Origin of the sequence: Paraburkholderia lebeckiae (assembly GCF_050436325.1) — a bacterium.
Classification (GTDB): Bacteria; Pseudomonadota; Gammaproteobacteria; order Burkholderiales; family Burkholderiaceae; genus Paraburkholderia; species Paraburkholderia tuberum.
In genome coordinates this window covers 671,192-684,664 of sequence record NZ_JBNDLZ010000003.1, presented here as the reverse complement: position 1 = coordinate 684,664, position 13,473 = coordinate 671,192, and the positions used below count along the sequence as shown (strand labels likewise).

General features: G+C 65.4%; 11 protein-coding genes. 8 read left to right on the top strand and 3 right to left on the bottom strand.

All coding sequences use genetic code 11. The features are described from left to right. Window positions 1-5: 5 nt before the first annotated feature. Window positions 6-1,850, bottom strand: coding sequence for an ArnT family glycosyltransferase (locus OKW44_RS21070; protein ID WP_018418159.1), 1,845 nt, complete (start codon window positions 1,848-1,850; stop codon window positions 6-8). A gap of 109 nt (window positions 1,851-1,959) precedes the next feature. Further along, window positions 1,960-2,334, bottom strand: coding sequence for an Mth938-like domain-containing protein (locus OKW44_RS21065; RefSeq protein WP_018418158.1), 375 nt, complete (start codon window positions 2,332-2,334; stop codon window positions 1,960-1,962). A gap of 449 nt (window positions 2,335-2,783) precedes the next feature. Between OKW44_RS21065 and OKW44_RS21060 the strand changes: the two genes are divergently transcribed. The 6 genes from OKW44_RS21060 to moaE all read left to right on the top strand — a co-directional run bounded on the left by OKW44_RS21060 (window position 2,784) and on the right by moaE (window position 9,241). Then, window positions 2,784-4,031 carry a pyridoxal phosphate-dependent aminotransferase gene (locus OKW44_RS21060; protein WP_018418157.1) on the top strand — a complete coding sequence of 416 codons (1,248 nt, stop codon included), beginning with the start codon at window positions 2,784-2,786 and terminating at the stop codon, window positions 4,029-4,031. Window positions 4,032-4,133: 102 nt separating this feature from the next. Then, on the top strand, window positions 4,134-5,465 hold the full coding sequence (locus OKW44_RS21055; protein WP_018418156.1) for a homoserine dehydrogenase: 1,332 nt from the start codon (window positions 4,134-4,136) through the stop codon (window positions 5,463-5,465). An 8-nt stretch (window positions 5,466-5,473) separates the two neighbouring features. Then, entirely contained in the window at window positions 5,474-6,925 is a 1,452-nt protein-coding gene (gene thrC, locus OKW44_RS21050; RefSeq protein ID WP_018418155.1) for a threonine synthase, read from the top strand. Window positions 6,926-7,169: 244 nt separating this feature from the next. Continuing rightward, on the top strand, window positions 7,170-8,405 hold the full coding sequence (locus OKW44_RS21045) for a molybdopterin molybdotransferase MoeA (protein ID WP_018418154.1): 1,236 nt from the start codon (window positions 7,170-7,172) through the stop codon (window positions 8,403-8,405). 45 nt (window positions 8,406-8,450) lie between these two features. Next, complete coding sequence (gene moaD / locus OKW44_RS21040) at window positions 8,451-8,708, top strand: molybdopterin converting factor subunit 1 (RefSeq protein WP_018418153.1); 258 nt, start codon at window positions 8,451-8,453, stop codon at window positions 8,706-8,708. 56 nt (window positions 8,709-8,764) lie between these two features. Then, a complete protein-coding gene (gene moaE, locus OKW44_RS21035) occupies window positions 8,765-9,241 on the top strand; it encodes a molybdopterin synthase catalytic subunit MoaE (RefSeq protein ID WP_018418152.1) in 477 nt (158 codons plus the stop codon). 74 nt (window positions 9,242-9,315) lie between these two features. Here moaE and OKW44_RS21030 read toward each other — a convergent pair whose 3' ends face one another. After that, complete coding sequence (locus OKW44_RS21030; RefSeq protein ID WP_018418151.1) at window positions 9,316-9,870, bottom strand: group III truncated hemoglobin; 555 nt, start codon at window positions 9,868-9,870, stop codon at window positions 9,316-9,318. Window positions 9,871-10,122: 252 nt separating this feature from the next. Between OKW44_RS21030 and OKW44_RS21025 the strand changes: the two genes are divergently transcribed. Then, window positions 10,123-10,653, top strand: coding sequence for an Rrf2 family transcriptional regulator (locus OKW44_RS21025; RefSeq protein WP_018418150.1), 531 nt, complete (start codon window positions 10,123-10,125; stop codon window positions 10,651-10,653). Window positions 10,654-10,823: 170 nt separating this feature from the next. Further along, complete coding sequence (clpB, locus tag OKW44_RS21020; protein ID WP_018418149.1) at window positions 10,824-13,421, top strand: ATP-dependent chaperone ClpB; 2,598 nt, start codon at window positions 10,824-10,826, stop codon at window positions 13,419-13,421. The last annotated feature ends 52 nt before the right edge of the window (window positions 13,422-13,473 follow it).

Here is a 13,473-nt window from a genome sequence, read left to right as displayed (position 1 = left end):
AAGGGTTAGGGCTTTGCCGCGGGCATGGAGACGGGGGCCGGCGTGGCCGATGCTGCGGGCCTCACTTCGACGACTGCCGAGGCGGCGATAGTGGGGGTAGCGGGTGCTGCTGCCGCCGCTGCGGCCGGGGCGGCGGCGGGAGCCGCGTCGGCGAGCGGCTTCATCACCACCACGCGGCGCGGATCGCGCGCGATCACCTGCATCGGCACGCCTTGCTTGACGAGGCGGTCGTAGGTCGGCGGCGGGATCAGCGCGAGCGCGTAGCGATCGGCCTTCCAGCGCTCGATCCACGCGTCGACCGTCGGCACCCATTTTTGCGGCTCGACGGACACGCCGAATGCGAGCTCGTCCGGGTGCGCGACCATGATCATCGTGTGGCCGATGTAGAACGGCAGCGTGTGGTCGAGCACGCCGACCGAGTAGAACGGCGTGTCGGGCGGCAGCTTCGCGAGTTCGGCCTTGATCGCGGGCGCGAGCGGCGCGCCGGAGCTCAGGCGCCCGAACACGTCGTGGCCGGTGCCCGCGATGGTGCCGAGCAGCAGCCAGCCCGCGCCGAACGCGGCGAGGCTGCCGAGACCGACTCGCGCGTTGGCGCCCACGCCGCTCTGGCCGCGGCGGTTCAACCACAGCGCGAACAGCGTGAGCACGAACGCGACGGCTAGCGCGGCGAGCACCCACACGCGGTATTCGGCATACAGCTCGGCTGGATTGCGCGCAGTGCCGAAGCGCGGCAGGAACAGCGCCGCGAACGCGGCGACCACGAAAAACAGCGCGTAGCCCGCCAGATGCCGGCGCAGCTGCTCGCGCGTGACGAGCGGCAGATACATGCCGATCAGCATCGCGATCGGCGGCGCGATCGGCAGCGTGTAGGACAGCAGCTTCGAGTGCGACGCGCTGAAGAACAGGAAAATGAAGACGATCCACGTGAGCATCAGCGTGACCGGCGCGAAGCCGTTCGGCTGACGCGGCTGGCGCCACGCGTGGCGCACGCTTTGCACGGTTACCGACAGCCACGGCAGGAAGCCCACCAGCAGCACTGGCACGAAGTAGTAGAACGCGCCGGGGCGATTCTGCTCGGGCGTCAGATAGCGCTTGAACTGCTGAACGACGAAGAAGAAGTTCAGGAATTCCGGATTGCGCTGCTGCACGAGGACGAACCACGGCGTCACGATCGCGAAAAAAACGATCAGCCCGCTCACCAGGTGCAGACGCTTCCACAGCGCCCAGTCGCGCGCGATCAGCGTATACAGCACCAGCACCGCGCCCGGCAGGATCATCCCGACCAGGCCCTTGGAGAGCACCGCCAGCGCCATCGACGCCCAGCACACCCACATCCAGCCGCGCACGCATGGGGGCCGCAGGTTCGGGCGCTGGGCGAGCAGCAGCGCGCACAGCGTGAGCGCCATCCAGAGCGACAGGCCCATGTCGAGCGTATTGAAGTGGCCCATCAGGTTCCAGTACGGCGAACAGGCGAGCACGAGTGCCGCGAACACGCCAGTCGCGGCGTTGAACACGCGGGCGCCGGTAAAGCCGATCAGCAGCACGCCGGCGAAGCCCGTCAGCGCGGTGTAGAGGCGCGCCTGCCATTCGCCGATGCCGAACCACGCGAACGTCAGCGCGTTCGCCCACGTTTGCAGCGGCGGCTTCTCGAAGTACTTGTAGGCGTTGTAGCGCGGCGTGATCCAGTCGCCGGTCAGGAACATTTCGCGCGCCATTTCGGCGTAGCGGCCTTCGTCGCTCGGCAGCAGATGGCGCCAGCCGAGCGGCACGAACCAGATCACGGCGAGAACCAGCACCAGCAACAGGATCGCGGTGCGGTTGAGCGGTAGCCTCGACGGCGTATCGTTCATGAAATATCAACCCTTCTTGTTATCGACGGCGCGCGCACGGGCGCGACGCGGGGGGCAGAATCGGGCCGGCCGGGCGCGCCGGCGCGGGATGCACCGGCGCCGGGCACGCTCAGGCCTCGATCAGCAACGCGGCCGCGACCTTGCGGCCCTCGGCCATCAGAATGTTGTAGGTGCGGCAGGCGGCCTTGAAGTCCATCGTTTCTACGCCGATGCGTTTCGCGCTCAGCGCGGCGGTCAGGCGCGGGTGCGGAAAGCGCAGCCGCTCGCCGCTGCCGAACACGACCACTTCGGGCGCGGCGTCGACCAGCATCGCGAAATGCTCGGCGCTCAACTGCTCGAACGACGAGACGGGCCAGGGAATGACCGGCGCGTCCGGCAGCACGAGAATACTGCCCGCGTGACGCACCAGATTGATTTCGACGTAGTCGGCGCCGTAGCCGGTAACGGTATTGAGCGCGCCGCTGGAATCCTGATGTAATTTCAAATTGGTTTTCCGAAGTCGTCGTGAGACGTCATGCGTGTTGCCGGCCTGACTGCACGTCGCACAGGCCGCGCGGTTCGACGCGTGTGGCACACGAGAAGGCCGAAAAGGCTTGCCGATGCGGGTGGTGCATTGCGGAAGTCGGCCAAAATCCGCTAAATTATAACTTTTTAGCCGCCTTGCGGCGCCCCTCGCTCAAGTGCCGCCACAAGCCGCGCTGGGCGCATCGGCGTGGCCCACCGGCTACCTGGGTTGGCATCGCCCGCTTTCGTTGCGTTTTTTCCACGCCGGAACCCGGAAAGCCGCGGCCGCTCGACAGTTCGACCCCATTTCGCGGCTGGCCGCCGTCGCCGCCGCGTCCGAATTCCCCGTAGCGGCGAATCAGAGCGGCCCGGCGTCGTCAGCCAGGCCCCGTTTGCCCAAGGTTTGCCCCAGCCATCAACCAGGATGAAGTGCCCGCCGTGAAACCGATTCTCAAATCAAACAAGTTGTTGAATGTCTGCTACGACATTCGCGGGCCCGTCCTCGAACATGCGAAGCGGCTCGAAGAAGAGGGTCACCGCATCATCAAGCTGAACATCGGCAATCTGGCGCCGTTCGGCTTCGAGGCGCCGGACGAGATCATTCAGGACATGATCCTGAACCTGCCCAGCTCGTCGGGCTACTCCGACTCGAAGGGCGTGTTCGCCGCGCGCAAGGCGATCATGCACTACACGCAGCAAAAGGGCGTGCACGGCGTCGAGCTGGACGACGTCTACATCGGCAACGGCGCGTCCGAGCTGATCGTGATGGCGCTCCAGGGCCTCGTCAACGACGGCGACGAAGTGCTGCTGCCCGCGCCCGATTACCCGCTGTGGACCGCCGGCGTGAGCCTCGCGGGCGGCACGCCGGTGCACTACATCTGCGACGAGTCGAATAGCTGGATGCCCGACCTCGATGACATTCGCGCGAAAATCACGCCGAACACGCGCGCGCTGGTCGTGATCAACCCGAACAACCCGACCGGCGCGCTGTACTCGGACGAACTGCTGCTCGGCCTGATCGAGATCGCGCGCCAGCACGGCCTCGTGATCTTCGCCGACGAGGTCTACGACAAGATCGTCTACGACGGCAAGACGCACACGTCGATGGCGTCGCTGTCCGAAGACGTGCTGACCGTCACGTTCAACAGCCTGTCGAAGAGCTACCGCTCGTGCGGCTATCGCGCCGGCTGGATGGCCATTTCGGGCCTGATCGGCGAGAACCGCCGGCTCGCGAAAGACTATCTGGAGGGGCTCGGCATCCTCGCGTCGATGCGGCTGTGCCCGAACGTGCCCGGCCAGTACGCGATCCAGACCGCGCTCGGCGGCTATCAAAGCATCAACGACCTGATCGTGCCGGGCGGGCGCCTGTACAAACAGCGCGAGCTCGCCTACGACATGCTCACGGCGATCCCCGGCGTGAGCTGTGTGAAGCCGGAAGCGGCGCTGTACATGTTCCCGCGCCTCGACCCGAAGGTGTATCCGATCCAGAACGATCAGCAGTTCATCCTCGACCTGTTGCTCGAAGAGCGCGTGCTGCTCGTGCAGGGCACCGGCTTCAACTGGAAGACGCCGGATCACTTCCGCGTCGTGTTCCTGCCGAACGTCGACGACCTTGCGGATTCGATCAACCGGATCGCGCGCTTCCTCGACGGCTACCGCAAGCGTCACACAGCCTGAGCCGGCCTCGCGTACGATGTGGCGCGTGATGTGGCAAATGAGGCGCGCCGCTCGTGCCACCCCCGACACCCTTTTCAAACCTCTACTAGAAACACACGCTGCATGGAACCAATCAAAGTTGGACTGCTGGGCTTCGGCACGGTAGGCTGCGGCACCTTCACGGTACTGCGCCGCAATCAGGAAGAAATCAAACGTCGCGCGGGTCGCGGCATCGAGATTGCGCGCATTGCCGTGCGCAACCCGGCCAAGGCGACCGCGGCGCTCGGCGGCGAAGCCGGCAGCGTGGCGCTGACCGATGACTTCAATGCGGTCGTCGGCGATCCCTCGATCGCGATCGTCGCGGAAATGATCGGCGGCACCGGCATCGCGCGCGACCTCGTGCTGCGCGCGATCAACAACGGCAAGCATGTGGTCACCGCCAACAAGGCGCTGCTCGCCGTGCATGGCACGGAGATTTTCGAGGCGGCGCGCGCGAACGGCGTGATGGTCGCGTTCGAGGCGGCGGTGGCGGGTGGCATTCCGATCATCAAGGCACTGCGCGAAGGGCTGACGGCGAACCGCATCCAGTACATCGCGGGCATCATCAACGGCACGACGAACTACATTCTGTCGGAGATGCGTGACCGTGGGCTCGATTTCGCGACCGCGCTGAAGGCCGCGCAGGAGCTCGGCTACGCGGAAGCCGACCCGACCTTCGACATCGAGGGCGTCGACGCGGCGCACAAAGCGACGATCATGAGCGCGATCGCGTTCGGCGTGCCGGTGCAGTTCGACCGCGCGTACGTCGAGGGGATCAGCAAGCTCGCCGCGCTCGACATCAAATACGCCGAGGAACTCGGCTACCGCATCAAGCTGCTCGGCATCGCGCGACGCACCGACAAGGGCATCGAGCTGCGCGTGCACCCCACACTGATTCCGGAAAAGCGTCTGCTCGCCAACGTGGAAGGCGCGATGAACGCGGTCGTCGTGCACGGCGATGCGGTCGGCACGACGCTGTACTACGGCAAGGGCGCGGGCGCCGAGCCGACGGCTTCCGCCGTAGTCGCCGATCTCGTCGACGTGACGCGTCTGCACACGGCCGACCCTGAGCACCGCGTGCCGCATCTGGCATTCCAGCCGGACAGCCTGTCGAACACCCCGATCCTGCCGATCGAAGAAGTCACGAGCGGCTACTACCTGCGCCTGCGCGTCGCCGACGTGACCGGCGTGCTCGCCGACATCACGCGCATTCTGGCGGACAGCGGCATTTCGATCGACGCGCTGCTGCAAAAGGAATCGGAGCTCGTCGACGCGAACGGCAAGGGCGAAACCGACATTCTGCTGATCACGCACGAGACGGTCGAAAAGCAGGTCAACGCCGCGATCAGGTCGATCGAGGCGCTGCAGACCGTCGTCTCGCAAGTCACGAAGCTGCGCATGGAAGCGCTGAACTAGGCCGAACTATGAACTACCTCTCCACGCGCGGCGCCGGAGCCGGCGAGCGCCATACCTTCTCCGACATCCTGCTCGGCGGTCTCGCGAAAGACGGCGGCCTGTATCTGCCGGCCGACTATCCGCGCGTCGCCGCGGACGAACTCACGCGCTGGCGCACGCTGCCGTACGCGGATCTCGCCTTCGAGATCCTGTCGAAGTTCTGCGACGACATTCCCGCCGACGACCTGCGCGCACTGACGCGCAAGACCTATACGGCCGCGACCTACTGCAACGTGCGCGACGACGAAAGCGCCGCGCAGATCACGCCGCTGAAGACGCTCGGCGTCGAAGACGGCGCGCCGCTGTCGCTGCTCGAACTGTCGAACGGTCCGACGCTCGCGTTCAAGGACATGGCAATGCAGCTGATCGGCAACCTGTTCGAGTACGCGCTCGCGAAGCATGGCGAAACGCTGAACATTCTCGGCGCGACGTCGGGCGACACCGGCAGCGCCGCTGAATACGCGATGCGCGGCAAGAAGGGCATCCGCGTGTTCATGCTGTCGCCGCACAAAAAGATGAGCGCGTTCCAGACCGCGCAGATGTACAGCCTGCAAGACCCGAACATCTTCAACCTCGCGGTGGAAGGCGTGTTCGACGACGCGCAGGACATTGTGAAGGCGGTGTCGAACGATCACGCGTTCAAGGCGAAGTACAAGATCGGCACGGTCAATTCGATCAACTGGGCGCGTGTCGTCGCGCAGGTCGTCTATTACTTCAAGGGCTACTTTGCCGCGACGAAGTCGAACGCCGAGCGCGTGTCGTTCACGGTGCCGTCGGGCAACTTCGGCAACGTGTGCGCGGGTCATATCGCCCGCATGATGGGTCTGCCGATCGAGAAGCTCGTCGTCGCGACCAACGAGAACGACGTGCTCGACGAGTTCTTCCGCACTGGTATTTACCGCGTACGCAAGGCGGCCGAGACGTATCACACGAGCAGCCCGAGCATGGACATCTCGAAGGCATCGAACTTCGAGCGCTTCGTGTACGACCTGCTCGGCCGCGATCCGGCGCGCGTGCTGCAACTGTTCCGCGACGTCGAGGGGAAGGGCGGTTTCGATCTCGCGGCAAGTGGCGACTTCGCGCGCGTAAGGGAGTTCGGTTTCGTGTCGGGCAGCAGCAGCCACGACACCCGCGTCGACACGATCCGCGACGTGTTCCAGCGTTACGACACGATGATCGACACGCACACGGCCGACGGCGTGAAGGTCGCACGGGAGCATCTGCAGCCCGGCATTCCGATGATCGTGCTCGAGACCGCGCAGCCGATCAAGTTCGGCGAGACGATCCGCGAGGCGCTGCTGCGCGAGCCGGAGCGGCCGGCGGCGTTCTCGGGGCTCGAGTCATTGCCGCAGCGCTTCGAGGTCGTGCCCGCGGATGCGCAGCGGGTGAAGGACTTCATCGTCGCGAATACCGGCGAATAGGGGCGAGCGGGCCGCGTGAGCCGTTTTACGGCTCACGCGGGATGCCGCGTCGATTCACGTTGATCGACGCCCACGCCCGGACTACGAGAAAACGCTGGCCGCACCCTCCGCGGCCGCGCATCGAAAAACACAAAAAGCTCCCCATAACGCCCGGCTGCCCAGGCCAACGGCATCGGCCGCTACAATGTTCTTTTAACCTGCGGCTTCCACCCTCCAGATGTCCACACCCACGCCCCGCGCCCCGATGCTCGCCACTGCCGATGCGCTGGCGATCCTGCTCGACGCCGCGCGCGCGCTCGACGGTATCGAAACGCTGCCGACGCTCGACGCGCTGAATCGCGTGCTCGCCGCCGACGTCACGTCGCCGCTCGACGTGCCGCCGATGAACACGAGCGCGATGGACGGCTACGCGGTCCGCATCGCCGATCTCGCGCACGGCAGCCGCCTGCCGGTCTCGCAACGCATTGCGGCCGGCCATGCGCCGACGCCGCTCGCGCCCAACAGCGCGGCACGCATCTTCACCGGCGCGACGGTGCCCGCCGGCGCGGACGCGGTCGTGATGCAGGAGCAGACCGAGGTGGCTGGCGACGAGGTGACGATCGTGCATCGGCCGCAGGCGGGCGAGTGGATCACCGCGCAGGGCGCCGATATTCGCGCGGGCTCGGTGATCCTGCCGGCCGGCACGCGGCTCACGCCGCAGGCGTTGGGACTTGCCGCGTCGGTCGGATGCGCGCGGCTCGAGGTGCGCCGCCGCGTGAAGGTCGCCGTATTCTTCACCGGCGACGAACTGACGATGCCCGGCGAGCCGCTGAAGCCCGGCGCGATCTACAACTCGAATCGCTTCACGCTGCGCGGCCTGCTCGAGAAGCTTGGCTGCGACGTGACCGACTATGGCATCGTCGCCGATCAACTCGACGCGACCCGCGCGACGCTGCGCGAAGCCGCCGAGGCGCACGATCTGATTCTCACCTGCGGCGGCGTGTCGGTCGGCGAGGAGGATCACGTGAAGCCAGCGGTGGAGGCCGAAGGGCGTCTGTCGATGTGGCAGATCGCCATGAAGCCGGGCAAGCCGCTCGCGTTCGGCGCGGTGCGGCGTGGTGCGGGTGGTGCGGGTGGTGCAAATGGGGGCGAGCCGGCCGAAACGTTTTTCATCGGCCTGCCCGGCAATCCGGTGTCGAGCTTCGTGACGTTCCTGCTGTTCGTGCGTCCGTTCGTACTGCGGCTGGCCGGCGTGCAGGCGGTCGCGCCGCGCGCGCTGTCGCTGCGTGCGGACTTCACGCAGGGCAAGGCCGATCGCCGCAACGAGTTCCTGCGCGCGCGCGTCAACGTGGCGGGAGGGCTCGATCTGTTTGCCAATCAGAGTTCGGCCGTGTTGACGTCGACCGTGTGGGGCGACGGTCTGATCGACAATCCGCCGAACCACGCGATCAGCGCCGGCGAAACCGTGCGCTTCATTCCGTTTTCCGAACTGTTGAACTGAGGCCGGTCGTCCGCGGCATGCGCGGCTTAGACCGGCGGTATCCCGATGAAGATTGAACTCCGATACTTTGCGAGCGTGCGTGAAGCGCTCAATACGTCCGACGAAAGCGTCGAGGTGCCCGACGGCATCGCGACCGTCGGCGATGTGCGCGCGTGGCTGCGCGTGCGTGGCGGCATCTGGGCCGAGACGCTCGCCGAAGGCCGCGCGCTGCGCACGGCCTGCAACCACGTGATGACCGGCGCGAGCACGCGCATCACCGAGGGCTGCGAGGTCGCGTTCTTTCCGCCCGTCACAGGCGGCTGAGCGGCGCTCTCGCACATCACGTTCACGCCAGCGACAAAAGCCCTCAGGAGCCGTCCATGCCCGTTCGCGTCCAGACCGAAGACTTCGACCTCAGTGCCGAGGTGGCCGCGCTGCGCGCGCGCAATCCGAGCATCGGCGCGGTCGCGTGCTTCGTCGGCACCGTGCGCGATCTCAACGAGGGCAGCGCGGTCGAGACGATGGAGCTCGAGCATTATCCGGGCATGACGGAGAAGTCGCTCGAGGCGATCGTCGAGCGTGCGCGCGAACGCTGGCCGGGCATCGAGGTGCTGATCGTGCATCGCGTCGGCAAGCTGTATCCGCTCGATCAGATCGTGCTCGTTGCGACGACGGCCGCGCATCGCGGCGACGCGTTTGCGTCCTGTGAATTCGTGATGGACTATCTGAAGACCGAAGCGCCATTCTGGAAGAAGGAGAAAACCGACGCGGGCGAGCGCTGGGTCGACGCGCGCGTGACCGACGATGCCGCGCTCGCGCGCTGGGGAATCGAATCGGGAAATCGAACTCCGGAGTAAACGCGTCGCGGGCCGCGGAGTTGCGACGGCGCACGCGGCCTCCTTGTGTCAGGGGTGTCGGCGCCGGCCGACGTTCACTCGTCCCGCGAGCGTCCGATGATCGGCACCGGGAACGGCTCGCCAGCCGGCCGTGACGGATGCTCGCCATCGTCGTCAACGTCGCCATCTCGCGGCCGACGCTTCGGCGCCACCCGCTCGAGCAGCGCCTGCTGCTCCGGCGGGATCTTGTAATCCCAGCCGAAACGGCTCAGCTGCAGACTCTGCGCAATCCGCAGCGCCGGCTCCATGAAACGGACCGCCGCGGCCGGCTGATAGCGCGATTCGACCGTATCGAGGAACAGATACAGCCAGCGGCTGAAATGCTGCGGCTCGATGCCTTCGAGCGGCTGATGCGCCTGCTGCACGTTGCCGCGATACTGCTTCGCGCCGAGCACGAGGCTGCTCCAGAATGTGCACATCTTCGGCAGATGGTCGTCCCATCGGCCCGCGAGCTTCGCGTCGAAGACCGGACCGAGCAGCGGGTCGGCACGCACGCGATCGTAAAAGCCATAGACGAGGTCGCGGATATTGGCGTCGGTGGGTTCGGCCGCGCGTTCGACCGGCGGCGCGGCGGGGAAAGACGGATTCATGCGGATTCCAGAAAATTGCGGTTGCCGATGTCGGCTGAACTGAACCTTGCCCCCCCGTTTTTCTGACAAACGGTTGATGCGGAAAAAGCTACTATTGCTATCCGAAACAGTTTTGCAGCGCGATTCGGGGAGCGACGCCAGCCAGCCAGTCATGTTAGGGCGTAGCGCTCGTTCCCGGCAACCCTCGCGTCGACACGGTTATCGGGACGTTCAAGGCACTTGCTCGCAGCCTTTCAAGCTATACCAGGACCTATGAGACTTACCGACTACACGGATTACGCGCTGCGCGTGCTGCTGTATCTCGCGGTGCGGGGCGACGGATTATCGACGATTCAGGACATTTCGCAAGCCTACGGCATCTCGAAAAACCATCTGATGAAGGTCGTGCAGCAGCTGGGCGAACTCGGCTGGGTCGAAACCGTGCGTGGCCGCAACGGCGGCTTGCGGCTCGGCGCGCAATCGCTGTCGCTGACCGTCGGCGACGTGGTGCGGGTCACGGAAAGCGACTTTGCGCTGGTCGGCTGTCTGCCGGACCGCCAGGGCCAACAGCGGCCTTGCGTCATCACGACGCAGTGCCGGCTCCGTGGCGCGTTGCAGGCGGCGAACCTCGCTTTTCTCGCCGAGCTCGATCGTTTTACGATCGGCGAAGTCGCGCAACCGAAAAGTCCGCTCGCGGCGTTGCTCGGGTTAGGCTCCACGATTCAGATGGTGCCGCTGCCGATTCCGGTGGCATCGGATAGCACGCGCGGCGGCAGTCCGGCGACGCTGGGCCACAAGAACTAGAACATCCGACCGGCTCCCGGGTGCGCGATCCCGCCCGACCGCGTCACTGGGGAATGATCGCGGCAGTTCTTGCGCTCAAATGTTAAATAGTTACGACCGAGGCCAAAAAAGCGCTTGAAACCCTAATAAAACGCCTCATTTTGGTGGTAATCGAAATTGGAGGTCTCTTGATGAGAATCGACAAACTCACCACTAAATTCCAGGAAGCGCTCGCGGACGCCCAGAGTCTGGCGGTTGGCCACGACAATCAGTACATCGAACCCGTCCACGTGCTGGCGGCACTCGTCGCGCAGCAGGACGGCTCCGCTCGCTCGCTGCTGTCGCGCGCCGGCGTGCACGTACAACCTCTACAAACCGCGCTGAACGACGCAGTCACGCGGTTGCCGCAAGTGCAGGGCACCGACGGCAACGTGCAGATCGGCCGCGAACTGACCGGTCTGTTGAACCAGGCGGACAAGGAAGCGCAGAAGCTCAACGACACGTTCATCGCGAGCGAAATGTTCCTGCTCGCGGTCGCCGACGACAAAGGCGAGGCCGGCCGTCTCGCGCGCGAGCACGGGTTGTCGCGCAAGGCGCTCGAAACCGCGATCGCCGCGGTGCGCGGCGGCTCGCAGGTGCATAGCCAGGACGCCGAAAGCCAGCGCGAAGCGCTGAAGAAATACACGATCGACCTGACCGAGCGCGCCCGCGCAGGCAAGCTCGATCCCGTGATCGGCCGCGACGACGAAATCCGCCGTTCCATTCAGATCCTGCAGCGCCGCACCAAGAACAACCCGGTGCTGATCGGCGAGCCGGGCGTCGGCAAGACCGCGATCGTCGAGGGGCTCGCGCAGCGCATCGTCAACGGCGAGGTGCCGGAAACGCTGAAGAACAAGCGCGTGCTGTCGCTCGACATGGCCGCGCTACTCGCGGGCGCCAAATATCGCGGCGAGTTCGAAGAGCGCCTGAAGGCGGTGCTCAACGACATCGCGAAGGACGAAGGGCAAACCATCGTCTTCATCGACGAGATTCACACGATGGTCGGCGCCGGCAAGGCCGAAGGCGCGATGGACGCGGGCAACATGCTGAAGCCGGCGCTCTCGCGCGGCGAGCTGCATTGCGTCGGCGCGACCACGCTCGACGAATACCGCAAGTACATCGAAAAGGATGCCGCGCTCGAGCGCCGCTTCCAGAAGGTGCTGGTGGACGAACCGTCGGTCGAGGCGACCATCGCGATCCTGCGCGGTCTGCAGGAGCGCTATGAGCTGCACCACGGCGTCGACATCACCGACCCGGCGATCGTCGCGGCCGCCGAGCTGTCGCATCGCTACATCACGGACCGCTTCCTGCCCGACAAGGCGATCGATCTGATCGACGAAGCCGCGTCGAAGATCAAGATGGAAATCGACTCGAAGCCGGAGGAGATGGATCGGCTCGACCGTCGTCTGATCCAGCTGAAGATCGAACGCGAAGCCGTGAAGAAGGAGAAGGACGAGGCGTCGCAGAAGCGTCTGCAGCTGATCGAAGAGGAAATCGAGCGGCTCAACCGCGAATATTCGGACCTCGATGAAATCTGGACCGCGGAAAAAGCGGCGGTGCAGGGCAGCGCGCAGCTGAAGGAAGAGATCGAGAAGACACGTGCGGAAATCGTGCGTCTGCAGCGTGAGGGCAAGCTCGAGAAGGTGGCTGAATTGCAGTACGGCAAGCTGCCGGGTCTCGAGGCGCAGCTGAAGGAAGTCACGCGCGCCGAAGCCGAGGAGCAGAACAGTCCGAAGCGTCGGCGTCTGTTGCGCACGCAGGTCGGCGCGGAAGAGATCGCCGAGGTCGTGTCGCGGTCCACCGGTATTCCGGTGTCGCGCATGATGCAGGGCGAGCGCGAAAAGCTGCTGCAGATCGAGTCGAAGCTGCATGAGCGCGTGGTCGGCCAGGACGAGGCGATCAACGCGGTCGCCGATGCGATTCGCCGCTCGCGCGCTGGTCTGTCGGACCCGAACCGTCCGTATGGCTCGTTCCTGTTCCTCGGGCCGACCGGAGTCGGCAAGACCGAGCTGTGCAAGGCGTTGGCGTCGTTCCTGTTCGATTCGGAAGAGCATCTCATCCGTATCGACATGAGCGAGTTCATGGAGAAGCACAGCGTCGCGCGTCTGATCGGCGCGCCGCCGGGTTACGTCGGCTACGAGGAGGGCGGTTATCTGACCGAGGCCGTGCGCCGCAAGCCGTATAGCGTGATCCTGCTCGACGAAATCGAGAAGGCGCATCCGGACGTGTTCAACGTGCTGCTGCAGGTGCTCGACGACGGCCGCATGACCGATGGCCAGGGCCGCACCGTCGACTTCAAGAACACGGTGATCGTGATGACCTCGAACCTCGGTTCGCAGGTGATCCAGGCGATGGTCGGCGAGCCCCAGGAAGCCGTGAAGGACGCCGTGTGGGAAGAGGTGAAGCTGCACTTCCGGCCCGAGTTCCTGAACCGGATCGACGACGTCGTCGTGTTCCATGCGCTCGATTGCTCGAACATCCAGTCGATCGCACGGATCCAGTTGCAGCGTCTGCACGAGCGGCTCGCGAAGCTCGACATGCAGCTGGTGGTGTCGGACGCGGCGCTCGAGCACATCGGCAAGGTCGGGTACGACCCGCTGTTCGGTGCGCGGCCGCTGAAGCGCGCGATCCAGCAGGAGATCGAGAACCCGATCGCGAAGCTGATTCTGGCCGGCAAGTTCGGTCCGAAGGATGTGATTCCGGTCGAAGTGGACGACGGCGAGGTGCTGTTCGAACGCGTCGTGCACTGAACGCGATGGCTTGATGACGCGACGGGACGACGGCAGTCGAGCCGTTCCCGCC

Bases quoted from the DNA above. Each gene is read 5' to 3' on its own strand.
- OKW44_RS21070 (WP_018418159.1), bottom strand. From the start codon at position 1,850: ATGAACGATACGCCGTCGAGGCTACCGCTCAACCGCACCGCGATCCTG.
- OKW44_RS21055 (WP_018418156.1), top strand. From the start codon at position 4,134: ATGGAACCAATCAAAGTTGGACTGCTGGGCTTCGGCACGGTAGGCTGC.
- thrC (WP_018418155.1), top strand. From the start codon at position 5,474: ATGAACTACCTCTCCACGCGCGGCGCCGGAGCCGGCGAGCGCCATACC.
- OKW44_RS21045 (WP_018418154.1), top strand. From the start codon at position 7,170: ATGCTCGCCACTGCCGATGCGCTGGCGATCCTGCTCGACGCCGCGCGC.
- moaD (WP_018418153.1), top strand. From the start codon at position 8,451: ATGAAGATTGAACTCCGATACTTTGCGAGCGTGCGTGAAGCGCTCAAT.
- moaE (WP_018418152.1), top strand. From the start codon at position 8,765: ATGCCCGTTCGCGTCCAGACCGAAGACTTCGACCTCAGTGCCGAGGTG.
- OKW44_RS21030 (WP_018418151.1), bottom strand. From the start codon at position 9,870: ATGAATCCGTCTTTCCCCGCCGCGCCGCCGGTCGAACGCGCGGCCGAA.
- OKW44_RS21025 (WP_018418150.1), top strand. From the start codon at position 10,123: ATGAGACTTACCGACTACACGGATTACGCGCTGCGCGTGCTGCTGTAT.
- clpB (WP_018418149.1), top strand. From the start codon at position 10,824: ATGAGAATCGACAAACTCACCACTAAATTCCAGGAAGCGCTCGCGGAC.